Origin of the sequence: Desulfatiglans anilini DSM 4660, from assembly GCF_000422285.1 — a bacterium.
Taxonomy (GTDB): domain Bacteria; phylum Desulfobacterota; class DSM-4660; order Desulfatiglandales; family Desulfatiglandaceae; genus Desulfatiglans; species Desulfatiglans anilini.
This window is the reverse complement of the sequence record NZ_AULM01000004.1, coordinates 39,910-64,233: the sequence shown is the minus strand read 5'-3', so window position 1 is coordinate 64,233 and position 24,324 is coordinate 39,910. Positions and strand designations below refer to the sequence as shown.

Annotated in this window: 19 protein-coding genes; 13 read left to right on the top strand and 6 right to left on the bottom strand. The window is 60.5% G+C overall.

What is annotated here, in order from left to right; all coding sequences use genetic code 11:
* Nucleotides 1-35 precede the first annotated feature (35 nt).
* The 8 genes from recO (at nucleotide 36) to H567_RS0105825 (ending at nucleotide 8,907) form a co-directional block, all read left to right on the top strand.
* On the top strand, nucleotides 36-812 hold the full coding sequence (gene recO, locus H567_RS0105870) for a DNA repair protein RecO (RefSeq protein WP_035253515.1): 777 nt from the start codon (nucleotides 36-38) through the stop codon (nucleotides 810-812).
* Between the two features lie 419 nt (nucleotides 813-1,231).
* Nucleotides 1,232-3,190: an oxidoreductase gene (locus H567_RS0105860; protein WP_028320685.1), complete on the top strand. Its 1,959-nt coding sequence runs from the start codon at nucleotides 1,232-1,234 to the stop codon at nucleotides 3,188-3,190.
* 44 nt (nucleotides 3,191-3,234) lie between these two features.
* Nucleotides 3,235-4,089 carry a branched-chain amino acid ABC transporter permease gene (locus H567_RS0105855; protein ID WP_028320684.1) on the top strand — a complete coding sequence of 285 codons (855 nt, stop codon included), beginning with the start codon at nucleotides 3,235-3,237 and terminating at the stop codon, nucleotides 4,087-4,089.
* A complete protein-coding gene (locus H567_RS23315) occupies nucleotides 4,086-5,045 on the top strand; it encodes a branched-chain amino acid ABC transporter permease (protein WP_035253513.1) in 960 nt (319 codons plus the stop codon). Before H567_RS0105855 ends, H567_RS23315 begins: the two co-directional genes overlap by 4 nt.
* Before the next feature lie 165 nt (nucleotides 5,046-5,210).
* Nucleotides 5,211-6,461, top strand: coding sequence for an ABC transporter substrate-binding protein (locus H567_RS23310; protein WP_051184523.1), 1,251 nt, complete (start codon nucleotides 5,211-5,213; stop codon nucleotides 6,459-6,461).
* Between the two features lie 151 nt (nucleotides 6,462-6,612).
* Nucleotides 6,613-7,365: an ABC transporter ATP-binding protein gene (locus tag H567_RS0105840; RefSeq protein WP_028320683.1), complete on the top strand. Its 753-nt coding sequence runs from the start codon at nucleotides 6,613-6,615 to the stop codon at nucleotides 7,363-7,365.
* Nucleotides 7,358-8,068 carry an ABC transporter ATP-binding protein gene (locus H567_RS0105835; protein WP_028320682.1) on the top strand — a complete coding sequence of 237 codons (711 nt, stop codon included), beginning with the start codon at nucleotides 7,358-7,360 and terminating at the stop codon, nucleotides 8,066-8,068. The genes H567_RS0105840 and H567_RS0105835 overlap by 8 nt, the downstream gene beginning before the upstream one ends.
* Before the next feature lie 323 nt (nucleotides 8,069-8,391).
* Nucleotides 8,392-8,907, top strand: a complete 516-nt coding sequence (locus tag H567_RS0105825; protein WP_028320680.1) for a response regulator — start codon at nucleotides 8,392-8,394, stop codon at nucleotides 8,905-8,907.
* 30 nt (nucleotides 8,908-8,937) lie between these two features.
* Here H567_RS0105825 and H567_RS0105820 read toward each other — a convergent pair whose 3' ends face one another.
* Both H567_RS0105820 and H567_RS0105815 read right to left on the bottom strand, forming a co-directional pair.
* Nucleotides 8,938-10,299, bottom strand: a complete 1,362-nt coding sequence (locus tag H567_RS0105820) for a sigma-54-dependent transcriptional regulator (protein ID WP_028320679.1) — start codon at nucleotides 10,297-10,299, stop codon at nucleotides 8,938-8,940.
* Nucleotide 10,300: 1 nt separating this feature from the next.
* Nucleotides 10,301-11,461, bottom strand: a complete 1,161-nt coding sequence (locus H567_RS0105815) for a two-component system sensor histidine kinase NtrB (protein WP_244155429.1) — start codon at nucleotides 11,459-11,461, stop codon at nucleotides 10,301-10,303.
* A gap of 724 nt (nucleotides 11,462-12,185) precedes the next feature.
* Between H567_RS0105815 and H567_RS23305 the strand changes: the two genes are divergently transcribed.
* Nucleotides 12,186-13,853: a (2,3-dihydroxybenzoyl)adenylate synthase gene (locus H567_RS23305; protein ID WP_035253511.1), complete on the top strand. Its 1,668-nt coding sequence runs from the start codon at nucleotides 12,186-12,188 to the stop codon at nucleotides 13,851-13,853.
* 48 nt (nucleotides 13,854-13,901) lie between these two features.
* Nucleotides 13,902-14,141: a hypothetical protein gene (locus H567_RS0105800; protein WP_028320677.1), complete on the top strand. Its 240-nt coding sequence runs from the start codon at nucleotides 13,902-13,904 to the stop codon at nucleotides 14,139-14,141.
* 43 nt (nucleotides 14,142-14,184) lie between these two features.
* Here the strand turns inward: H567_RS0105800 and H567_RS0105795 are convergent, their stop codons facing one another.
* The 4 genes from H567_RS0105795 to H567_RS0105780 form a co-directional block, all read right to left on the bottom strand.
* On the bottom strand, nucleotides 14,185-15,435 hold the full coding sequence (locus tag H567_RS0105795) for a thiolase family protein (protein WP_028320676.1): 1,251 nt from the start codon (nucleotides 15,433-15,435) through the stop codon (nucleotides 14,185-14,187).
* Nucleotides 15,436-15,900: 465 nt separating this feature from the next.
* Nucleotides 15,901-16,038, bottom strand: a complete 138-nt coding sequence (locus H567_RS28400) for a hypothetical protein (protein WP_153306067.1) — start codon at nucleotides 16,036-16,038, stop codon at nucleotides 15,901-15,903.
* 121 nt (nucleotides 16,039-16,159) lie between these two features.
* Nucleotides 16,160-17,002: a phosphoribosylformylglycinamidine synthase subunit PurQ gene (locus tag H567_RS0105785; RefSeq protein ID WP_028320675.1), complete on the bottom strand. Its 843-nt coding sequence runs from the start codon at nucleotides 17,000-17,002 to the stop codon at nucleotides 16,160-16,162.
* A complete protein-coding gene (locus H567_RS0105780; RefSeq protein WP_028320674.1) occupies nucleotides 16,999-19,995 on the bottom strand; it encodes an AIR synthase-related protein in 2,997 nt (998 codons plus the stop codon). The genes H567_RS0105785 and H567_RS0105780 overlap by 4 nt, the downstream gene beginning before the upstream one ends.
* Before the next feature lie 270 nt (nucleotides 19,996-20,265).
* On the opposite strand from H567_RS0105780, the gene H567_RS23300 reads away from it, so the two are divergent.
* The 3 genes from H567_RS23300 to hemB are packed head-to-tail and all read left to right on the top strand — an operon-like array spanning nucleotide 20,266 to nucleotide 24,322.
* Complete coding sequence (locus H567_RS23300) at nucleotides 20,266-22,140, top strand: AAA family ATPase (protein ID WP_167330931.1); 1,875 nt, start codon at nucleotides 20,266-20,268, stop codon at nucleotides 22,138-22,140.
* Nucleotides 22,137-23,363, top strand: coding sequence for a 12,18-didecarboxysiroheme deacetylase (gene ahbC / locus H567_RS23295; protein WP_051184520.1), 1,227 nt, complete (start codon nucleotides 22,137-22,139; stop codon nucleotides 23,361-23,363). Before H567_RS23300 ends, ahbC begins: the two co-directional genes overlap by 4 nt.
* Entirely contained in the window at nucleotides 23,360-24,322 is a 963-nt protein-coding gene (gene hemB, locus H567_RS0105765) for a porphobilinogen synthase (RefSeq protein ID WP_028320673.1), read from the top strand. The genes ahbC and hemB overlap by 4 nt, the downstream gene beginning before the upstream one ends.
* Nucleotides 24,323-24,324 lie beyond the last annotated feature (2 nt).

Below are 24,324 nucleotides of genomic sequence, written 5' to 3'. Positions count from 1 at the left end.
GATCAGTGTGCCTCAGGGCATCCAAAGGCGCCCGGGTGAAGGTGATCGCCGCTGAAGAACGTCAGAGCTTGAAGACCTGCATTTCTCCGGCCATTATTACGCGCGTCAGGGATTTCGGCGAAGCCGACCTCCTGGTGACCTTTTTCACCCCGGAGCGGGGGTGTCTGAAGGGCGTGGCCCGGGCCGCCCGCCGCAGCCGCAGGCGGTTCCCGAACTGCCTCGATCTCTTCTGCCTGAGCCGCGTGGAGTACGCCGAGCATCCCAGGGGCGGGGAGCTTCACACGATGATCTCCTGCCGGCTGCTGGATGGGTTTGAAGGCCTCAGGCGGGATTGGAGCATCCTGACTCTGGCGGGCTACATGGTGGAAGTGGTCGAGATGCTTTCTCCGCCCCAGGCGGCCGACCCCTCTTTGTTCAGCCTTTTGCTCAGGACGTTCAAGCTGTTGGAAGGGGAAATCCAGCCGCTGCACGTGCAGATCTTTTTCGAGGCTGCAGCCATGGCGCTCGGAGGCTATGGGATCGAACTCGGAAGATGCAGTTCCTGCGGCCGGACCTATGAGGGACTTGGCAGGGCGGCCTTTCATCCGGAGAAGGGGGGGATTGTGTGTCTGCGGTGCGGGTCCGAATCCGCGCTCAATCCGGGTCTGGATCCCCTTGGGGTTCAGGCCCTTGGACACCTTCAAGCCCTGGAATGGGACCTTTTCGAGCGGATGACCCTGCCGCGGGAGATGGCGCAGGCCATCGAACGCGTCAACCGCCGCCACATGGACTACCGCCTCGGCCGCCGGCCGAAAAGCCTGGCATGGCTCTAAGCTTTGGAGGGGCATGTTCCTCAGCGGCGTTCCCCTTCGCAGCTCCTTTCCGGGTCTCCTCATGTCCACCCTCAGTATTCCTTGGCTCGCCCCGCCATCAGCCTCGATGTCCTCGATGCAGTCTTCCTCAGCGCCGAATGAACCGTCAGATCGATGGCCTATTTAAAAAATATTTCAATGCCGATTGAAATAAAGTTTCAAACCGCTTTCCTTCGGAGATCCAACACAGCAGAAATATGGCTGTTTCATGCTGGCATGCTTGTTGCTGCAGCTTTTTGCCAGGCGGTCGGATTCCTTTGGACCGCCGGAGTCTTGCGCTTCATCTGCTTGGTTACACCTTTATCCCCGGCTGGAAAAAAATGCGGGCATCGAAGCGGGCATCCTTCGGCCGGAAACGCCAAGGAGCGAAGGAGAACACCATGGATTCAAACGGTTTTTCGCACATCTTCGGTGAAGGGAAAATCGGACCTTTCAAAGTTCGGAACAGGATCAAATATGCCGCCTGCTGCGTCAGCAACTTCAATACGCGGGACGGCTTCCTCTCCGAAAGGGAATTCGCCCGGGACGAAGTCATCGCATCCACGGGAGCCTCCATCATGACCAACCAGGGCGCCTACCCGGATAAATCGGGCGAGGGAAAGGCCTATCACCGTCAGCTTTGCATCAATGACGACCGGTACATTCCCGGGCTGAAGAGGATTGCGGATCTCTTTCATGACCATCATGCGGTCGCCATCCAGCAGATCCTCCATGGGGGGCGCTACGGAGGGATCGATATCGGCTACTGTATCCAGCCATCCGACACGCCCCAGACCCTTCGTCACTTTCGCCCGCCGCGCGCCATGAACACAGACGAAATCGCGCATGTGATCGAGGACCACGCTCAAGCCGCCGAACGCTGCGTCAAGGCTGGCTATGACGGGGTCGAGGTCACGAGTTTTCTTGGCTATCTGATGAGCACCTTTCTCTCCCCTTTTACCAACAAGCGGACCGACGCGTACGGGGGCACCCTCGAAAAGCGCGCCCGGTTCATGGTGGAGATCCTCGATGCCCTGCGCAAGGCGGTCGGGCCGGACAGACTCGTGATCATCCGTCTGAACGGGACCGAACTCATGGATGAGTACGGCGGAAACAGCAACGACGAGTGCATCGAGATCATGCGCATTGCGGCCGACCGCGGGGTGGACATGATCAGCATGGTGATCGGCTGGCACGAGTCGCGCCAGGGCGCTCTCGGGCGGGATGTCAGCCGCACCCAGTGGCTGCCCCTGGCCGAAAAGGCGAAAAAGGTCATCGGGGACGTCCCCCTGGCCTTCGGCCCCCGCCTGTCGGATCCCTACGCGGCCGACCACGCCCTGGCCACCGGGGTCTTCGACTACTGGGAGATCTGCCGGCCGTTCTTGACCGACCCCGACCTGGCCCATAAGCTCGAGCGTGGTCAGCCGGAGCGGATCAAACCCTGCATCGGCTGCATGCTCTGTCTGGCGAAAATGTTCGCCAATCAGCCTTATATCTGCGCCGTCAATCCCCGCCTCGGTCATGAGGTCGAACCGGAGTACACCATCCAACCGGCCACCGTCAAAAAGAAGGTCATGGTGATCGGCAGCGGCCCGGCGGGCCTCGAAGCGGCCGTCGCGGCCGCCGGACGCGGCCATGAAGTCGTTGTCTTCGAGGCGAATGATCATCTGGGGGGCGCGCTCAACCCCTCCTCCAAGGACATCGGCGGGGGAGAAGTCCTGCAGGAACTCCTGCAGTACTACACCTACCGCCTGAAGGATTTGGGCATCGAAACCAGGCTGAATACGTTCGTCGACCGCAAGGTCACGGCGGACTTCTTCCCGGATGTCGTCATCGTGGCTACGGGCGCCCTCATCGCACCTCCGAAGATTCCAGGCATCGGCGGCAAAGACATCATGAACGCCTACACCGTGCTGGACGGCGGCGATATCACCAAAATCGGGCAGAGGGTCATCCTTCTCGGCGGCGGCAAGGTGGGGCTTACCTGTGCCGAGGTGCTCGCTTCGGCCGGAAAGAAACCGATCGTGATCGAAACCAATCGCCGGGTGGACTTCGATGTGTCGACGACGTTCAAATGGCGGCATGCGGGGCTGGTCAAAGAACTCGGCATCGGCGTGTACACCGAGGCGCAGCCTCTTGCCGTCGAGAACGGGGGCGTGCGCTTCCTGGACAAGGACGGCAAAGAGCAGTTTCTGCCGGCCGACACCGTCATCCTGGCCGGTCCGCTGGCCCCGAAACAGACCCTCGTCCGGGATCTGGAATATCTCTGTGACGAGCTCTATGTAGTCGGCGATGCCGTGATGCCCAGAAGCCTCTGCAACGCCATTCACGAGGGGTTCAAGCTGGGGGCCAGGATTTAGCGTTAATGCGGCCCGGCCCTCCCCACCCACGATCGGGGGTTTTTATGGAGTTCTGGATTATACAAGCCTTGAATGCCCTCTCTTTCGGGATGCTGCTGTTTCTCCTGTGTGCCGGTCTGTCGGTGATATTCGGCCTGATGAACATCCTGAACCTGGCCCACGGATCGTGTTATCTCCTCGGCGCCTACGCCGCGCTCAGCGCCATCCATGCCACCGGGAATTTCCTTGCCGGGATTCTCGCCGGCGTGGCGACGGCAGCGGTCACCGGCTTTTTCCTGCAGAAATTCCTCCTGCAACGAATCTACGGGAAACGCCTGTTGCAGGTTCTGCTCACCATGGGGTGTATGTTCATCATCGGGGACATCAGCATCATCATCTGGGGCGCCGATCCGATGACCCTCCCCAAACCGGCGTTTCTGAGAGGCTCCTTGATGATCGGTTCCATCATTTTTCCCTATTACCGGCTGTTCGTCATCGGGGTCGGACTCTTCTTCGGAATCCTGCTGTGGTTCCTTCAGGAGAAGACCAAGTGGGGGGCGATTTTACGGGCCTCCGTCGACGACGAAAAAATGGCCCGCGCCGTGGGGATCAAGGTTCCGGCCCTCTTCACGGTCGTCTTCATTATCGGCACCGGTCTGACGGGTTTGAGCGGCGTTTTGGGGGGGCCCTTCATCGGAGTCTACCCTGGCGTCGATCTGGAGGTCCTGCTGTTCGCGGTGGTGGTGATCATCGTCGGGGGCTTGGGCAGCATGAAGGGGGCCTTTCTCGGGAGTCTGATCGTCGCCTTACTCGACAACTTCGGAAAGGCCCTGTTCCCCGAACTGGCGATGTTCACCATCTTCGCGCCGATGGCGATCATCCTGGCCCTCAAACCGACCGGTCTGTGGGGTAAATCATGATAGGAAAGTCTCGCTTTGCAGCCCTGGTTTTCGGTGCGGTCGTCGCGCTTGCCGTGGTCCCGCTCGTTTTGCCGGAATACTACGTGGGACTGGTCGCCAGGGCATTGATCCTTTCGATCCTGGCGACCTCCGTGAGTCTCATGCTCGGGCATCTGGGCCTGGCATCCGTCGGCCATGGGGTCTTTTTCGGGATTGCATCTTACACGGTGGCCATTTTCACCCGCCACATAGCTGACAGCACCTGGCTGGCATGCCTTGCCGCGCTCGGAGTGACGACCGGTGCAGCCGCTGTTTTCGGGTTGCTCACCACCCGCACGAAGGACATCTTTTTCCTGATGATCATGCTCGCCATCTGCCAGGTCTTTTACGGTATCGCCTTCAGTTGGAGATCTATAACCGGCGGCGACGACGGCCTGCCGGGAATCCTAACCCGGCACATGGCCCCCTGGCTCAATCTGAGCGACACAAGCGCGTTTTACTTCTTCGTGCTCGTCATCTTCCTAATGACCATTAGCGGTTTCTGGGTTCTGATCAACTCTCCATTCGGCCTGGCCCTGCGCGGTATCCGGGACAGCGAAAGCAGGATGAGGGCCCTCGGATTCAACGTCTGGCTTTACAAGTACCTCGCTTTCATGGCCTCCGGTTTCATCGGGGGCATTTCAGGGGTCCTGAACGCCTATTACGATCTGACGCCGAATCCCGTGAATTTCGGCGTGATCCTCTCTTCGACCGCCCTGTTGATGGTGATCCTGGGCGGCCCGGGAACGCTGGCCGGACCGATCCTGGGGGCCCTGGTGATCGTTTTTCTCCAGGATTTCGTCAGCGGCATCACCGATCGCTGGCTCATGGTGCTCGGAACGGTCTATGTCTTGGTCGTTCTGCTGCTCCCGGAAGGCATCCTGGGCGCGCTGAACCGAATGTTACGGGCACGCCCCGAGCCGAAACAGGAAGGATGATGTGGGACGAAAATCCCCCATCCAGATCAGGGTCTTCATCGGTTAGCTTTAGCGACAGTGCGTTTGATGAAAGAAGAACAGGGGCCGTTCCGGAAGAAAGCGCGTTCTTGCCGGGTCATTTTAATGAATGATAAATCATTTAAAAAAAGAGGGAGGGAATTCGAGATGGAAAACCGTCGTTTCCACAAAGGGATCAGTGGCGTGTGTTTTGGTCTTCTGATCGCCGCATCTTTTTTCACCTTTGCACAAAGGGAAAGCGTGGCGGCAGAACCTGTCAAAATCGGCTATGCTATCTCGCTTTCAGGTGTTTATACAGCTATCGGGATCGATCTGCGGGATGGACTCAACCTCTACATGGAAGAGATCGGTCATCAGGCCGGGGGCCGTCAGATCGAGGTGTTGGTTGAAGACGTCGGCAGCAACCAGGTCAGCCAAGCCATGGATATCGCGCGCAAACTCGTTCAGAAGAACAACATCGATATCCTGGCGGGAGTCGTCGGGACGGGATCGGCGTATGCGCTGGCTGAGTTCGTTCAGAAGAACAATATTCCCCTCGTCATTTCGAACGCCGGGGCCGATGACCTGACGCAGCGCAAATCCAATCCCCTCATCGTGCGGCCGGCCTTTGTCAACAGCGCCGGATCGCACCCGCTCGGGGTCTGGGCCTATGAAAACGGGTACCGGAAAGCAGTTGCCATGGGGGCTGATTATGGCGCCGGCTACGAACACGTCGGCGGGATCTGCAGGACCTTCACCCAAATGGGGGGAAGGATCGTCCAGGAGATCTGGCCGCCCCTCGGGACCAAGGATTACGCCCCCTACCTGGCTAAGATCTCACAGGAAGCGGATGTCGTTATGGTCTTCTTCGCCGGGGCGGATGCCCTCCGCTTAGTGAAGCAGTTTGCGGAGTACGGCCTCAACCGGAGGGTGGCCCTCATCGGGAAAGGCTATCTGGTAGACGACAACATCCTGCCGAAGCAGGGGGCGTCCGCCAAGGACATCGTGACGGAGTCACACTGGTGCTACCTGCTCGACACCCCTGAGAACAACCGCTTCAAGAAATCCTTCATGGACAAGTACGGGCATCGTCCCACGCTTTATGCCGAACAGGGGTACCTTACGGGGATGTTGATCGCGGAGGCGCTCAACAAGACCAACGGGGAAATCAAGGGCGCGGAATTCGTCCGCGTGATGCGCTCCCTCGAATTGAAGGCGCCGCGGGGGACGGTCCGATTCGATGACTACGGCGCCACCATCCAGAACAGCTATATCCGCAAGGTGGAAGAAATGGACGGTGCATGGGAGAGCGTCCCGATCAAGACCTTCCCCATGGTCAATCAGTTCTGGAACTGGAAGGCCGAGGATTATATGAAAATGACGCCCTATTCCGAGATGAAGGGGAAATGGGCGCAATAGCCGGCATGGAGAGGATCTCCCGGTCCGCACCGCTCCCAAAAGCAGCCGCTCCGGCACGCGAAAGGAGCGGTGCGGCAACTCCTCGGCATAGCGACAGCCTATTTCCGGGAGTCGAAGAACCCCCATTTTTTCGGAACACTCTGGAGCGACCGTGAATGCATTGGAAGTAAACAGGATCAGCGTCAACTTCGGTGGGGTCAAGGTGCTCTACGATTGCTCCTTTAGGGTCGGTGTAGGCGAGAAGCGGGCGATCATCGGCCCGAACGGGGCAGGCAAGACGACCCTCTTCAACATCATCAGCGGGGTCCTCAAGCCGACCGGCGGCGATATCCGCCTCTTCGATCAGCAAATTACCGCTTACCCGGCTCACAGACTTGCAGCTTTAGGCCTGGCGCGGACTTTTCAAATAACGAATCTTTTCCCGAACCTGATGGTATGGGAAAATGTCTTCATGGGCGTGCAGGCGCTGACCCCCACCAAATACCTGTTCTACCGTCGAACGTCCAGCCGAAGGAAGATGATCGAGGATGCCGAGGCGCAGTTGAAAGACTGGGGCATCTGGGACAAGAAGGATCAGCAGGTGAGAAATCTTTCCCACGGCGAGCAGAGACAGCTCGAGATCATCCTGGCGCTCTCGGGGAGACCGAAGGTCGTCCTGCTCGACGAGCCGACCCAGGGCCTGTCGCCCGCCGAGACCGCCTTGGTCGTCCCCATGATCAACCGGATCGATCCGGCAACGACGATCCTCTTCATCGAGCACGACATGGATGTGGCCTTCAAGATAGCGGACAAGATTTCCGTCCTTTATCAGGGGAGGATCCTCGCGGAAGGCACGGAGTCTGAGATCCGCGGCAATCGGGACGTAGCGGAAGTCTATCTGGGTATGGGTGACCATCATGCTTGAAGTTCTTGATTTGCACACCTACTACGGGGACAGTTACATTCTGCAGGGCGTTTCCATCCGGGTCCCGAAAGGGAACATCGTCGCCGTCCTGGGCCGCAACGGGGTGGGGAAAACCACGCTCATCCATTCCATCGTCGCCTTCGTCAAACCGAGAAAGGGGAGCATCCTCCTGGAAGGCGCCGAACTGATGGGAAAGACGACGCAAGAGATCATGCGCTCCGGCATCGCCCTGGTGCCGCAAGGGAGACGGATCTTCCCATCCCTGAGCGTCCTCGAAAATCTGGTCGTTCCTTTCCGCTGCAGCTATGGGGATGAAACGGCGATCAAACCGATGGCTATGGAGGAGGTCTTCCGCATCTTCCCGATATTGAAAACCCGGCAAGGGCAAAAGGCGCGCTTCCTGAGCGGTGGGGAACAGCAGATGCTGGCCATGGCTCGGGCCCTGGTCAGCGGGCCCAAGATCCTCCTCATGGATGAACCGTCTGAAGGACTCGCCCCGTTGATCGTCCAGGAGATCAGCGACGTCATCTCCGGACTGCGGGAACAGCGAATGGGGCTCGTCCTGGTCGAGCAAAACTTCCAGATGGCAACCCGCCTGGCCGACAACGTTTACGTCATGAGCCGCGGAAATATCGTCCATGAATCCACCCCGCAGGAACTGGTCGCAAATGAGGAGATCAAATCCCGGTACCTGGGGATGTAAGGGGTGGTCTCAGTCCCACCCCCTTAAGGGCGGGTCCCGGTTTGGCCAATATCCAGGGAATCAAGCGTCTGCGCGGAGGCGGTCTGCGGGTCGCCGCACAAGCGAACGGGCAGATGTGGATGCCGGGATCGGCCAAAACCACCATTTCCGGGTGGAAACCAAGCGGATGTTTTCATCGAGGGAAAGTTCGAACTCGATCACCGGAAGGCCGCTCCCGGAGGTTTCCCGCGCCTGAGGATCTTTGCTGGGCAACGCTCCTCGAAGCCGTTAATATAACCGGAAAACCGTTGTTTCAAAGACTGGAAAAGAGGAAATACGTCAAGATGATGGACAGCAGCGTACTGAAAGACAAGGTGATCCTTGCGGTCGACGATGAGCCGGATGTCCTTGAAACCATCGAGGAGATCCTGAACATGTGCATCCTTTACAAAGCACGCGACTTCGACACGGCTACGCAGTATCTCCTCAACTACACATACGACATCGTGATCTTGGATATCATGGGTGTCAACGGCTTCGAACTCCTTAGGACGTCGGTCGCCATGGGGTTCCCGACGGTGATGCTGACGGCCCACGCCCTCACGCCCGAGGCCCTGAAGAAGGCCATCAAGCTGGGTGCCGTGTCGTTTCTGCCCAAAGAGAAGATGCGGGAATTGCCTGAGTTCCTGGAAGAGGTCGTCCTCGGCAGGAAGGAATCCGTCTGGTCGAAACTGTTCTCGGGCCTGGGCGCCTATTTCAACAGCAAGTTCGGCCCCGACTGGCGCGAAAAAGATCAATTTTTCAAAGAGTTCGAATCAGCCTTGAAAAAGTCCGAAAAAACAGGCGGCTCGGAGCACTGACCTCCGGCGACCGCCTGCAGTTCGGGCCTTTCAAGTCTGGTTCACCCCGTATTGCTTCAGCTTGCTTCTCAACGTCGGCCGGCTGATTCCAAGCGTCCGGCACGCCTGCCCGAGATGCCCCTCTTTTGCGTTGAGGACCCGCAGAATGTGCTCCTTTTCGACTTCCGCCAGTGTCTTGTCCACCCCTCCCTTTTCGGGGGAGGACCGGTCGATGTGCGCATTTGCATGAATGATATCTTCTTTGTCCAGCACGGAAGACTTGGTTAAAACCGCTGCTTTGGTCAGGGTGTTTTCAAGCTGCCGGACATTGCCCGGCCAGGAATAGCTCTCCAGTTCCTGCATCGCCCCGTTGGTCAAGCTCTTGATCGGTACTCTCAACTTGTGTCCTATCTTTTCGAGAAGGCTGGAGGCCAGAAGCGGGATGTCAGAGCGGCGGTCCCTGAGCGGCGGCATGTAGATCGTCACCACCTGCAGCCGATAAAAAAGATCGGTACGCATTCGCCCCTCCGATGCCATCTGCTCCAGATTTCGATTGGTTGCAGCGATGATGCGTGCTTCGGAGTGCATCGGCTGAGTGCCTCCTACGCGGGTGTATCCCTTTTCGTGGAGAAACCGGAGGAGCTTGCTCTGCAGCCGCAGTGGCAGTTCGCCGATTTCGTCGAAGAAGATCGTCCCCTCTCCGGCCGACTCGAGCGTCCCTTTGCGCATCATTTCGGCTCCGGTGAAGGCGCCTTTTTCATATCCAAAGAGCTGACTTTCAGTCAGTGTGTCCACGAGTATCGAGCAATCGACCACCATGAAAGGATGGCTCCGATAGGCCCCCTGATAGTGTATCGCCCGAGCTACGAGTTCTTTCCCCGTCCCGCTTTCTCCCTGGATGAGCACTGTGACCCTGGAATCGGATACCATCGCGATCTTCTTGAAGACATCTTTCATCGCCTGGCTCTTTCCGACGATGTATGGCGAATCTTCGCAGGAAACGGAGTGCAGCGGCGCCTCGATGGGGGGCTTCGCCCCCTGGGCCTTGCTCACGTTGCTGAAACGGTTCAAGGCCGTTTCCAGTTCGTCGATATCGATCGGCTTGTGTATGAAGTCGAAAGCGCCCAGCTTGATGCAGCGTATCGTATTGTCCATATCCTGGAAGGCGGTCACGACAATCACCTGAGTTGCGGGCATCTCATGGCGCAGCCGTTCCAGAATTTCTTGCCCGTCCATATCCGGCAGCCTCAAATCAAGAATCACCAGGGAGGGCTGCAAGGTGCGCGCCTTTTTCAACCCTTCCCGTCCCGTCGAGGCGGTGGTTACCTCCCATCCCCGCAGCTCGAAAAAGATCCTCAGGGAATTCAGGAGCGAATCCTGGTCATCGATTATCAGCGCACGTGTGATCACCATTTCACCTCGCCGGTAGATTCAAGTAGAAGCTCATTCCGCGCTTTCGGTTCAGCTTGACACGCACCGAGCCGCCATGCGCCTCGACAATCCTTTTGACGTTGTGCAGCCCCAATCCGGTTCCCATCGCCTTCTGACTGAACATCGGGTCGAAGATGTAAGGAAGGATCTCCTTGGGCACCCCGGGGCCCTGATCCGATATCAGGATCTCCACCCACGGGTCCGCCCCTTTGGTGAGGGGCCGGGCGGAGATCGCTACCTTGCCTCCGGAAGGCTGCGCTTCGACGGCGTTGAAAAGCAGGTTGACCAGGGCCTGCTCCATCCGGTGCGGGTCCACGTGGATGCCCTCGGCACCCCGTTCCAAGCGGAGGAACGTCTTCACCTGGTTGTTGAGCAGGCGTTGCCGCATGCTGTTGAGACAGTGCTGGAGCAACGATCTGAGATGGACCGGCTGGAGTGACAACCTCACCGGAAAACTGATATCCATCATCTCCTGCAGGGTCCGTTCGATCTGAACGACTTCATCGAGGCTCGCCTGCAAAAGGCCGATCTGCTCCGGCTTGGTGGCGTTTCGGTACAGCAGTTGGAGATTGATCCGCACTGTGGAAAGCGGGTTTCTCACTTCATGGGCCAGAGAGGCGGCCTGCTGAGCCAGGGCCTTCAGTTTTTCAGCCTCCCGCGTCTTCTTCTCCAGTTCCACCCGCTCGCCGATATCGCTGCAAATCCCGATATTGGCTGTGTGATGTCCGAATATCGTCCGCTTGGCCAAGATTTCCGTCGGCAACTTTCGGCCGTCCCTACACAAGCGCAGGTACTCCATTCTGACTGGCACATGGGGCTCTCTCTGGCTCAGTTTGTAGACGTTTCGGATCTTCTCTTTATGCTCATCTGCGATGAAGTCTAGATATTTTTTCTCGAGAACGTCTGTCAGCTCGCATCCGTGCATCTCGGCGAACATACGATTGGCAAAGACAATGAGGCCTTCCGCCAGAACGAAGAAGCCTTCGTTGATTTCCTCTACAAGGGTTTTGTATTTCTGGCGGGACTCGGCCAGTTCACGGGTGCGACTCTTGATCTGATTTTCCAGGATTTCGGTATGGTTCCGCAGAAAATTTTCATGGATGCCTTGGAAAAATTCAGAGAATTTAGTGAGGGAGAAAATCATGCATTCCTGGAGTTTCATTATCAGCTGTTCTAATTTTGGCGAATTGATCTCCGCAAATAGTAGGGGAGTTAGCGCTTGACGATAAAATTCGAAGGCCATCTGAAGCTCTGAAACCTGGAAGCCTTGACTGAAGCGTTTTTTTGCGATATGGGTGATAAACTCCTTCAGGTCGGTCCAATCATCTTCCAGCATCACGCGGCGGAGGGCAAGGGCTCCATAGTTCATCAATCTGCGGAGATCCTGGGGCGGTTCCCGATGGTAACGCGTGGACGGATCGTTATGAAGTATGTCAAACCATAAACATACGATCTCTTCATGTCGCTCGTGGAAAAATTGCTTTGCATCCATTGAACCCCCTGGCGGTTGGTTTCAAAGGCTATGGGACTCGCACCTCTTCTTGTCTGAATCAGTTATCTCAATCAGTTTATCTCGAAAAAGGTCCTTCCGCAAGGTGTATAGCGGTCAGCATTGCAATTTTCTTTCAACCAAGACTGAAAATATTCTGCAAGAAAGACCTTCTCAGTTATCCAACCTATTGATATGCAATAAAAATCTTGTGGCACAGCTTTTGCTCTCCGAAGTGATTGAAATAGAGCTGTTTCCATCCGGAAAGGATTTCCTGGTAGAAACTCGTTTCCCTTGCTCAGTCCTACCCCTGCGGGGTGGGTCCGGGCGGAAATTTCAGATCGCTCACGAGAAAGAACCCCATCAAAGGAGGGAGAAAATGGAAGGATTTGTTCCCTGGCCCCCGGAATTCGCCCGTCGTTACCGTCAGGAGGGATATTGGCTGGACAAGACGATCACGGAAGTCATGGAGGAAAGCTTCGAGCGCTTTGCATCCAATCCCCTCCTGGTCGCGGCGCAAAACGGGCGCGTCTACTCCTACCAGGAATGCGGCCGTCTGGCGACACGGCTCGCACTGCATCTCAAGTCCCTCGGGCTCAAGCTTTATGACCGCGTGATCCTGCAGCTCCCGAATCAACCCGAGGTGCTCATCACGTATCTGGCGATCCTCAAAGCCGGCGGGATCCCGATCATGGCCCTCCCTCCGCATCAGGAGGCCGAGATCGGCTTTTTTGCCAAACTGGCCGAGGCCAGGGCACTGGTTATCCCGGCCGTTTTCCGCAAGGCGGACAAACAGCAGATGGCGGAAAACATCCAGAAGGAAGCGCCATCCCTCGATATGGTGTTGGTGAGCGGCGGGAAGCCGCGCCCGGGATATTATTCCCTGGACGCCCTGTTCGCCGATCCGATCGAAGAGCGGATAAAGGACCCTTCCTTTCCGAGGCCCGATCCCGATCTGCCTGCGGTGCTGCAGCTCTCCGGGGGGACGACAGGGATCCCGAAGCTCATCCCGAGGACGCACAACGATTATATTTACAACTTCCTCTGCAACGCCCGGGTCTGCGGGCTCGATGGACACACCGTTCTTCTGCTTGCGATTCCCCAGCAGCACAATTTTGCGCTGGCCTGCCCCGGGTTCATGGGGGTCGCTTCAGCCGGGGGCTGCGAGGTCCTCAGCGCCGTTCCGTCCCCGGACGCTGCCCTCGAAGTGATCGAAAAGTATCGTGTGACCCATTGGATCGCGGTGCCGGCCATGGTCATCGCGGTCCTCAACCACCCGGATCGAAGTCGTTACCATTTGGAATCCCTGAAGATTATCCTAACGGGGGGATCGAAGCTCAATCCCGAGGTGGCCCTCCGGGTTCGGCCTGAGCTTGGCTGCGATGTTCAACAGTGTCTCGGAATGGCGGAAGGGCCGCTTTTTTGGACGCGGCTGGATGACCCCGACGAGGTGCGCTTCGGGACCCAGGGGCGGCCGCAATCCCCCGGCGACGATTTCAAGATAGCGGACCCCTCTACAGGTGAAGAGGTTGAGTCCGGGGAGATGGGAGAACTCTGGTGCCGCGGCCCCTATACGATCCGCGGCTATTACCGGGCGCCGGAATACAACGCCAGGGCTTTCAGCCCGGACGGGTACTACAAGTCGGGCGATCTGGTGAGGCTCCATACGAGCGGCAATGTGGTCGTCGAGGGAAGGCTGAAAGATTGCATCAACCGCGGGGGCGAAAAGATCAGCGCCGAGGAGATCGAGAACCACATTCTGGCCCACCCGGCGGTCGACATCTGCGCCTGCGTCGCCATGCCCGATCTGCTCCTGGGTGAACGCGTGTGCGCGTTTATCGTCCCCAAGCCCGGGCAGGCGCTGACCCTTGCGGAGCTGAACCGTTTTCTCCTCGAGGAGCGCCGGATAGCGAAATTCAAACTCCCTGAGCGGCTCGAACTCGTTGACGCCCTTCCCTTGACCAACGTCGGCAAGGTGAATAAAGTAGTCCTCCGGAACACGATAACCGAACAGATCGAGAAGGAGGGGGCGCAGGCCGCGCGATGAGCGAGCGCCCCGGATCCGGAAGGGTGCGCCGTGTGCAAAGGATGGAGTATGAAGCCGGCTCCGGGCAGCGAAGAGGTCCTGCTGGCAGAGGCCAAGAAGGAGGATGTGACGATTCAACTGATTGAACGGGCCGCCGTCGGCTGCTTCCTGCGGTGGATCGGGGCCGACGGTGCCATGATCAAGGAAAGCGGAGCGCTCTGCTCCGATGTGGCCGGCCTGCTGGAGGCGCGTGATCTTTTTCCGGAATGCCTCCCATGGGGCGGCCTGGCCGTCGACAGCAATCTGTAAGGGCGGGGGGGACGCTCCCTGAGGAGCGTCCCCCTTGAAGCCCCTAGAGCATTTCGAGCGCGCAGGCCATGGAGACCCCGCCTCCGCCGCACAGGGTCGCGAGGCCGAAGGACTTCCCGCGCTTTTTCATGGCGTAGAGGAGGGACACCATGATGCGGGCGCCGGTGCACCCGACGGGGTGCCCGAGCCCGATCCCCGAGCCGTTGACGTTGGTGATCTCGCGGTTGAGGCCGAGTTCGCGCTCGCACCCGATGTACTGGGCGGCGAAGGCCTCGTTCAGTTCGATCAGCTCGAAATCGGCGAGTTTGATGCCGGGGTTCCGGTCGAGCAGGTTCCGCACCGCCGGGACGGGGCTCAGTCCCATGACCGACGGATGGCAGGCGCCCCGGCCGGTGGCCCGGATGCGTGCGATCGGCTGCCTGCCGAGTTCCTTCGCCTTCTCGGCGCTCATGATGATCATGGCGCTTGCGCCGTCGTTGATGCCGGAGGCGTTCCCCGCCGTGACCTTGCCGATCTTCGGGATGAATGCCGGGGGCAGCTTCGCGAGGGCCTCCATAGTCAGGCCCGGCCTGAAATGTTCGTCCTTGTCGAAGATGATCGGCGGCTTCTTTTTCTGCGGGACCTCGATCGGAACGATCTCCTCCCTGAAATCCCCCTCCAGGGTGGCCCGCTCGGTGTTGTTGTGGCTTCGCAGGGCGACCTCGTCCATCTCCTCGCGGGAGATGTCGTGCATCTGCGCGATGAACTCCGCCGTGTGACCCATGATGTAGGGTTTGCCCTTGAAGAGTTCGAGGGGCATGCCTTCCTTCAGGGGGCCGGATTCCGGGCCGGGGATCAGATGGGATCCGCAGTGGAGGGCGTGGATCATGGTGTCCACGAAGACCTGGTCCTGGAGCCGGCATCCCCAGCGGGCGCTTGGAACCGTGTAGGCGACCCCCGACATGTGCTCGACCCCGCCGGCGAGGATGATGTCGGCCATGCCCGCCTGGATCATGGCCATGCCGGAGATCACGGACTCCATGGCCGAGATGCAGACCCGATTGATGGTCACCGCCGTGACGTGATCCGGGATGCCGGCCATCAGGGCGCACACGCGGGCGACGTTCAGGGCATCGGCCGGTTCAAGGCAGCATCCGAAGCGGACATCGTCGATCTGGGCGGGGTCGATATCCGCCCGCTTGATGGCTTCCCGCATGGCAACAGCCCCGATATGCGCTGCATTCATGTCCCGCAGGGTGCCGCCAAAGGCCCCTATGGCCGTTCTACATGCCGAAACGATGACAACGTCTTTCATAAACAGCTCCTCTGGTTGTAAGGTGTGGTTTGCCCGGTCAAAGCCGCCAGGCGTTTCGTCATCGGGTGGGTGGCCCCAGACCCTGCCTCTCCGGGGGACGGCCCCTCAGAACCCGAAGGTGCGTCCCCGGCTCCAAGAGATGCACGCTGCAAGCCCTTCGCACCTCCGAGGGGAAATCCGGGAACAAAAGGCCTCCAGCAGACCGGCGGCTGGAGGTGAATGAACATTCATTCTCTATATAGATGAATCTGGATATGATGTAAAGAAAAAACCCGCCGAATGAGCGGGTTGAGGGGAGAGGCAAAGCAGGGGACCCTGCTTCAGTCAGCATCCTAAAAATCGCTCGGCCGCGCGGAAGGCCCATTCCCCTGCCGAAGGCCCGGATTGGTGCTGCGGTCCGATGCCGCGGTGAACCAGCTTTTGGGGGAAGCTCCTGTTTGAAAGAGGCCGGCGATCGAAGCGGGTTCAACCTTGGTCGGCGGCCAGTTCCTTCAGGCGCCTGGCGTTTTCCTGAAGCCTTTTCTGATCGGCCTTCATGTTTCTCTTGTTGGGCTTGTCCTTTTTCTTGCGGATGCTTGATGTTCTTTTCGAATTCGATGCCATGACAGCGCTCCTTAGGTTCAGTGAAACATTCAACGATCTAGTTAGCCGCAAATTTTTGCCTTTGTCAAGTGGAAAGCGAGACCGGCGGGTTGCGGAGGCCGGTTCCCTCTGGAGAAATCCATCAACCGAAGGCCTCGTGGATATAGGCCACGGCGTTCGCAAACAGGCGGATCCCGTCGCCGTCCGGATTCGGGCAGGGCGTTTCTCCGCGCCTGAGGCGCTCCTCTTTCGAGCGGGTCCAATGGGGATGGTTGGTCCAGTGGTTGAAGGCCTCGGGGTGCGGCATGAGCCCGAAGACCCGGCCGGTGGGATCGCAGATGCCGGCGATGTCCATCAGGGAGCCGTTCGGGTTGAGGGGCCATCGACCATCGGCCGTCTGCCCGTCCCGGCCGCTGTATTGCAGGACGATCTGGTGGTTTTCCCTGAGCCTCTCGAGATCCTCCCCGGTCGCGTAGAACTTGCCTTCGCCGTGGCGCACCGGCATCTCGATGGCGTCGATTCCCCGGGTGAAGACGCAGGGGGAATCCGGGTCGACCCGGAGCCTGACCCAGGTGTCGATGAAGTTGCCCCGGTCATTGGAGATGAGGGCGACCCTGCGCTCATGGTAATTGGCATCGAATGCGGGGAGGAGACCGAGGTTGACGAGCGCCTGAAAGCCGTTGCAGATCCCGATCACGAGGCGCCCGTCCGCGACGAACCGCAGGATCTGCCCGCCGAGGTGGTTGCGGAGCTTGGCGGCCATCAAGACGCCGGCCCCGTGATCGTCCGCCCAGCTGAATCCTCCGCCGAGGACCAGTATGTGATAGTCTTCCAGCCGCACTTCCGCTCCGGAAGGGGCATTCCCGATCAGCCGGTTCATGTGCACGCGGTGGGGCTGGGCACCGGCCCTTTGGAGGGAGTAGTGGGTCTCGTAGTCACAGTTCAATCCGTAGCCGGTCAGAACCAGCGCTTTTACCGTATTCATCGCAAATCCTTGAACGGGCTGTGCCAGCTTTCGTAAAGGGCCTCGAGCGGTTCGTCGAGGCCGATCGCCTCACCCTTCCACGTTACGGTCATCCGGCGGTCTTCCTGGACCTGACCCGCCGGCGACCACGGAACCCCGGGGCCGAGGCAGCGCTCGAAACGCTCGCGGTTCCGGGGCGCCACTGTGACGATCATGCGGCCGCACGATTCCGAGTAGAGAAGCTGGGTAGGTGCAACCTCACCGGCGGCGGGGACCTTCGCGAGATCGAGCGAGAGCCCCAGGCCTCCCGCCATGGCGCAGAGGGCCAGATGCACCGCCAGCCCGCCTCGCGAGACTGCGCGGCAGGAGGCCGCGAGCCCTTCCCGGATCGCCTGGTGAAGCCTCCGGTAGGCCTCCAGGGATTCGGCTGCCTCGAGGCGGGGGACGTGCAGGCCTGTGGTCCCCATCATCTGATAGAACTCCCCTCCGCCGAGCTCGTCGGCGGTCCGCCCGATCAGGTAAATCAAATCGCCCGCGGCCTTGAAGTCCATCGTCACGCAGGCCGCCGCATCCTCCACCACGCTGCAGGCGGTGAAGAGCAGGGTGGGGAGGCCGGAGACCTTGCGCCGCTCCCCGTAAGGGCCCTCCAGCTTTCCGTCGATGTACATGCTGTCCTTGCCGGAGAGGAGCGGGATCCCGTAGGCGAGGCAGGTGTCCCGGAGGGCCTGGTTGGCGCGCACGAGCTGCGCCGCCTTGTATTTTCCGTCCGGGTTGTCCACAGGATGGTGTTGGACCGTCGGCCAGCAGAAGTTGTCGACGCCGCTGATTTGCTCCGGGTCGGCCCCGACCGCGATGACCTTCCGGACCGCCTCGTCGATGGTGGCGGCCACCATCGGGTAGGTGTCGATGGGCGCATAGGTCGGATGGAGGGCCTGCGCGACCGCCAGCCCTTTCGGGCTGTCCAGGATCGGCCGGACGACGGCCGCGTCCGTCGGGATGTCGCCGTTTACGCCGAGCAGGGGTTTGATGACGCTCCCGCCCTGGACCTCGTGGTCGTACTGCCTGGGGATCCAGTTGCGGGCGCAGAGATTCGGCCGCGCCAGAAGGGCCCTCAACAGCGCCCCGTGCCGCTGCGGTTCGGTGATGACGGGCTCGAAAAGACCCCGTTGCTCGGGCGGCATCCACTCGGCCTCGAACTCCCACTGGGGAAAGTCCTCCTGCAGCAGGTCCAGCCGGACGTAGGCGCAGGGGCGGGAGTGATAATCGAGTCGCAGGTAGCCGGAGTCGTTGTATTCCCCGATCACGGTGCTCTCGACGGCGTGGGTGGCCGACAGCTCCATGAAGCGGTCGATGCGCTCCGGTTTGACGGCGATGGTCATCCGCTCCTGCGATTCGGACACCCAGATCTCCCACTGATCGAGGCCCGCGTATTTCAGCGGGACTTTGTCGAGATCCACCCGGCACCCGTTGCTGAATCGGGCGGATTCCCCGATCGATGAGGACAGCCCGCCGCCGCCGTTGTCCGTGATGAAGGCGATGAGCCCTTCGTCCCTCGCTTCGAGCAGGAAGTCGTGCATCTTTTTCTGGGTGTAGGGGTCCCCGATCTGCACATGGCCCGCGGGGGTGTGCTCGCTGTAGCTCTCGGAGGCGGCCGTCACACCGTGGATCCCGTCCTTCCCGACACGCCCCCCGGACATGACGATCAGATCGCCCGGTTCGGTCGTCTTCAGGTGGGAAGGCTCACCGGCCACCAGGGCGGGCATGATGCCGAGCGCCGTCACGAAGACGAGACACTTTCCGAGGTAGCTCTCGTCGAAGAGCAGGATGCCGTATGGCGTGGGGATGCCGCTCTTGTTCCCGCCGTCGCGCACCCCCTCGATGACGCCGTCCAGGAGGCGCCTCGGGTGCAGGTGCGGTTTGAGTTCGCCCGCGTAGTCGCGCGGACCGACACAGAATCCGTACATCCCGAGGATCAGTCTGGCGCCTTTTCCCGTGCCGAGGGGGTCGCGGTAAATCCCCACGATCCCGGTCAAGGATCCGCCGTAGGCCTCCATGTTGGACGGGCTGTTGTGGGTCTCCCCCGTGATGACGTAATTGTGATCGGCATCGAAGCGGCCGACCCCGGCGTTGTCCCAGAGCACGGACACGACCCAGTCCTTCCGCTTCTGGATTTCGAGCGTGGGGGCCTCGATGCACGTCTTGAAAAGGTTGTCGACGACCTCGGTCGTTCCTGCCGCCAGATCCTTATAGTGGAAACGTCCGCGGAAGGTGTTGTGGTTGCAGTGGTCGCTGCGGGCCTGGGAGATGAACTCGAGCTCCACGTCGGTCGGCAGGTCGAGCCCCACCGAGGCGCGCTCGGCCCGCACGTCCTCCCGCAGGAAATACCGCCGGATGACGGGGATGTCCTTGGCGTTGAGGGCGAGATTGCGGGCATCCGAGATCCGCTGAAGGGTCTCGTCGCTGTCGAGCGGGATCACGTCCACCTGCGGTTCGTGGTCCAGCAGGACCCGCGGGACCGGGAACCCGATGCCCTCCGACGGGTCCCACTCCGTCTTCGAATAGATCCGCCACTGCTGGATGATGCCGTTGGCGAGAAGCCCCTCGGCGATGTGGTCGACCTCCCCGGCCCGAAGGCTCCCGCGGAGCTCGTAAAGGGTCGAGGTGTAGACTGCCTCCCCCTCGCCGAACCGGATGCCGAGGAGGTCCTCGATCGCCTCGATGGCGGTGCTGCCGGCGGTGTCGCGGACCCCGGGGCGGAACCCGACCCAGATCAGCCAGTCGAAGCCGCGCGCGATCGGTGCGAAAGCGGATTCCTCCGTCACCGGGTTGGTGAAGATCTCCGTCCGTACCCGCTCGAGCGCATCCCGGGAGAGGTCTGCCGTGCAGGTGAGGACGCGGATGGTCCGGACATCCGCGACGTCGTATCCGAAGTAGGCGCGGGCCTTTCGGCGGATCTTTTCCCCCTCGGCGTCGGTCAATTCCGGTTTGAGTCTGATTTCGAGTCTGCTGACCATGGGATCTTCCTGAACAGGAGAGGTTTGATGCGTTTCATCGAGCGAACAATCCGCCGGCATCCCGCTTGCTCTCATTCGAAGGGCGCCGGCTGCGCTTACCGGTGACATTAATGAAAACGGCCCGGCCCGTCAACCGATTCCTTTCTGAAGGCGGCGCTTGAAATGGTCCGGGTAATGGATATATTATGAATAAATTATTTTAGGAAAAAAATGGCATGAATAAGGACCCCTGTGGATCGGGGTCCGAACCTACAGGAAAAGCTTATGAAAATGGATGATACATTGGGACAGGCGGAGAAGGACACTGGAAAGGTGCCGAACCAGAAGGAACTCGAAAAGGAGTTGAGCGAGTACCTTTCCAAGAAATACGGGAGCAGGATCAAGATCGTGTCCCCCTTGGTTTTTCCACGGCCCGGCGAGGACCGCACCGATCAGACCCCGGTCGGCTTCGGGCCGGATCGTGAAGGGCAGTTCAACATGCTTCCGGAGGATCTCGAGGAATACCTCGACAGCTACGTCGTCAAGCAGTCGCAGGCCAAGTCCGTGCTGGCCACCAAGATCTGCACCCATTTCAACCGCATCAAGCACACCGCCTTTCGCAAGGGGGGGAAATCCTCCCGCGTCGGGATGATCAAGAACAACGTACTCATGATCGGCCCGACGGGCGTCGGCAAGACCTATATCGTCAAGCTGATCGCCGAAAAACTCGGGGTCCCGTTCGTCAAGGGCGATGCCACCAAATTCAGCGAAACGGGGTATGTCGGCGGCGATGTGGAGGACCTGGTGCGGGATCTCGTCTACGAAGCCGGGGAGGACATCGCCCTGGCGGAAAACGGGATCATCTACGTCGACGAGATCGACAAGATCGCCTCATCCCGGAACATCATCGGGCACGACGTATCGCGGACCGGGGTCCAGCGCGCGCTCCTCAAACCCATGGAGGAGACGGACGTCGATCTCAAGGTCCCGCACGACCCCATCAGCCAGATCCAGGCGATCGAGCAGTATCGCAAGACCGGGAAGAAGGAGAAGCAGGTCGTCAACACCCGGAACATCCTCTTCATCATGAGCGGCGCCTTCGGCGACCTCGCTCAGATCATCAAGAAGCGCCTCCAGAAGCAGGGGCTGGGGTTCGAGGCCAAGGTCTCTCCGACCGATGTGCCCTGGGAGATCCTCAAGGAGGTGACGGCCCAGGACCTGATCGAATTCGGCTTCGAATCCGAATTCGTAGGGCGTCTGCCGGTGATCGTCGTCTTCGATGAGTTGACGAAGCCCGATTTGGTCGAGATCCTCAACAACCCCAACAACCCCATTATCATCAGCAAGCGGCTGGATTTCCGATCCTACGGTATCGACATCGCCTTCGAGGCCGGAGCGCTCGAGAAGATCGCCGAGATGGCCGCCGCCCACAAGACCGGCGCGCGCGGCCTGGTGAGCGTCATCGAGAAGGTCTTGATCCCTTTCGAAAAGCGGCTTCCCTCCACCGGCCTGAAGCGTTTTTTGGTGACGTCCGAGGTGGTGACAGACCCTGAGGCCGAACTCCGGAAGCTGCTGGCGGCCCCGCACGAGCAGGCCGTGCGCGACCGCTATGACCGTGCGCGGGAGAGGGAACTCCAGGAGATCAAGAACTATATCATGGGGCGCGCCGACGAACTGGGCGTCCGGACCGGGCTGAGCATCTCCGAAGCGCGGACCGGGGTCATCGCGGCGTTGTATTTCGAGACGCTCTCTGATATAAACAGCGCCGTCGAGGCGTTCGTGGAGATGGTCAGCGAGATTCGGGACGAGGAGGCGCACTGGCACGAGAAGCTCGAGGTCGGCCTCGAACTGGACGAGGGTGCGGTGGATGAGATCATTCTCCAGGCCATCGCCTCCGGTCAGGAGGTCGGTCCGCTGGCATTCCAGCTCGCCAAGCGGCTGGAATACGGTCTGAAGCTCGTTCGGGACCGCTCGGACATGGCGCGGTTCACGTTGACACGCGAGGCCGTGACGGATATGGAGGGCTTCATCAACGACCTGATCAAGAGGACCTACAGCCGTTCGTGCTCATCGGTTCAACCGGGATCGCCGGATGAGACGGAGATCCCCGGAAACGCCGTTCGCGATCGCGCAGCGGGTTCCGAGGAGGATAGTGACGAGAGATGATCGGTATATCGAAGCTCTACTGCGGGAGCGTTGAGCCTTCCGATGCGCTGCGTTACGGACGGCGCTCAAAGGATCTGCCGTCGCACCTGCTGCAGTTTTCAGCCGACAAGAAGCCTGTCGTCGTCTGGAATGTGACCCAGGCCTGCAATCTGAAGTGCGTCCATTGCTACGCAAAGGCTGTCGACAGCCGGCGCGAAGGGGAATTGTCGCATGCCGAGGGGCTGGCCCTGATCGACGACCTGGCGGCATTCGGCGCGCCCGTGCTGCTTTTTTCCGGCGGGGAGCCGCTGGTGCGCCCCGACCTGGCCGAATTGGCCGAGTACGCGGTCAAGCGCGGGATGCGCGCCGTGATCTCCACCAACGGCACGCTGATCACGAAGGAAAAGGCGGCGCGGCTGAAGGATGTAGGACTGTCCTATGTGGGCGTGAGTCTGGACGGGATGGAGGAGGTCAACGACCGCTTCCGCGGCAAGGCGGGCGCCTTCCGGGCGGCGATGGAGGGGATCCGGAACTGCCAGGACGTGGGCCTCAAGGTCGGGCTGCGCTTTACGATCAACCGCATGAATGTCCAGGAGATCTCCGCCATCTTCGATCTCCTGGAAAAACACGGCATCCCGAGGGTCTGCTTCTACCACCTCGTCTACGCCGGGCGCGGTTCGAACCTGGTCGAGGAGGATCTCGACCGCAGCGAGGCCCGCCGCGCGGTGGACCTCATCATCGACCGCACGCGCGACCTCTTCGACCGTGGCCTTGAAAAGGAGGTCCTGACGGTCGACAACCACGCCGACGGCCCCTACCTCTATCTGCGGATGCTGCGGGAGGGAAGCCCCCGGGCCCCGGAGGTTCTTCGGCTGCTCGAGATGAACGAGGGCAACAGCTCGGGGCGGGGCATCGGGTGCGTGAGCTGGGACGGCGAGGTGTATGCGGACCAGTTCTGGCGGCATCACTCCTTCGGCAACGTGCGCGAGAGGCCCTTCAGCGAGATCTGGTCGGATCTGTCGAACCCCCTCATGGCGAGGCTCAAAGACAAGAAGCGCTATGTCGAGGGGCGGTGCGCCCGGTGCCGGTGGCTGGACATCTGCGGGGGGAATTTCCGGGTGCGGGCCGAGGCGGTCACCGGGAACGTCTGGGCGGAGGATCCGGCCTGTTACCTGACGGACGAAGAGATCGCCCCCGCGGCTGAGACCGGCGTGCGGGCGACAGGAACGGAAAGAGCGTTATGATCGTAAGACCACGGAGGCTGAGAAAATCGGCCGCGTTGCGGGACATGGTGCGGGAGACGACCCTCTCGGTAAAAGACCTCGTCGCCCCGCTTTTCGTCAAACCGGGGGAGGGGGTGCGCGACCCGATCCGATCGATGCCGGGCCAGTACCAGTTCAGCGTGGACGCCCTGGTAGACGAGGCGGAAGCCCTCTGGGAGATTGGCATCCCGGCGGTGATCCTCTTCGGACTGCCGGACAACAAGGATGCGACGGGAAGCCGGTCGTGGGCCGATGACGGGATCGTGCAGATCGCCGTGCGGGCCTTGAAAGAGCGCCTGCCCGACCTGGTCGTCATCACGGACGTGTGCCTCTGCGAATACACGGACCACGGGCATTGCGGCCTGATCCGCGGGGGCGGGGTCGACAACGACGCGACCCTGGACCTGCTCGCCCGGCAGGCCGTGTCGCATGCTCGGGCGGGCGCGGACATCGTCGCCCCCTCCGACATGATGGACGGCCGCGTCGCGGCCATCCGCCGCGCCCTGGACGAGGCCGGCTTCCAGTCCACCGGGATCCTTTCCTACGCGGTAAAATACGCCTCCGCCTTCTACGGCCCGTTCCGCGAGGCGGCCGATTCGGCGCCGCAGTTCGGCGACCGGACGACCTACCAGATGGACCCGGCCAACGCGCGGGAGGCCCTCAAAGAGGCCCGGCTCGACATCGAGGAGGGGGCGGACATGATCATGGTCAAGCCCGCCCTGGCGTATCTCGATATTATCCGGCGCGTGCGCGAAATCTCCGACCTGCCGCTTGCCGCCTATCAGGTGAGCGGGGAATACGCGATGATCAAGGCGGCGGCCGCCAATGGCTGGCTCGATGAGCGGCGCGTCATGTTCGAGAGCCTGACCGCGATCAAGCGGGCGGGGGCCGACATCATCCTGACCTATTTTGCGCGCGACGCCGCCGTGCTGATGCGCTGAGG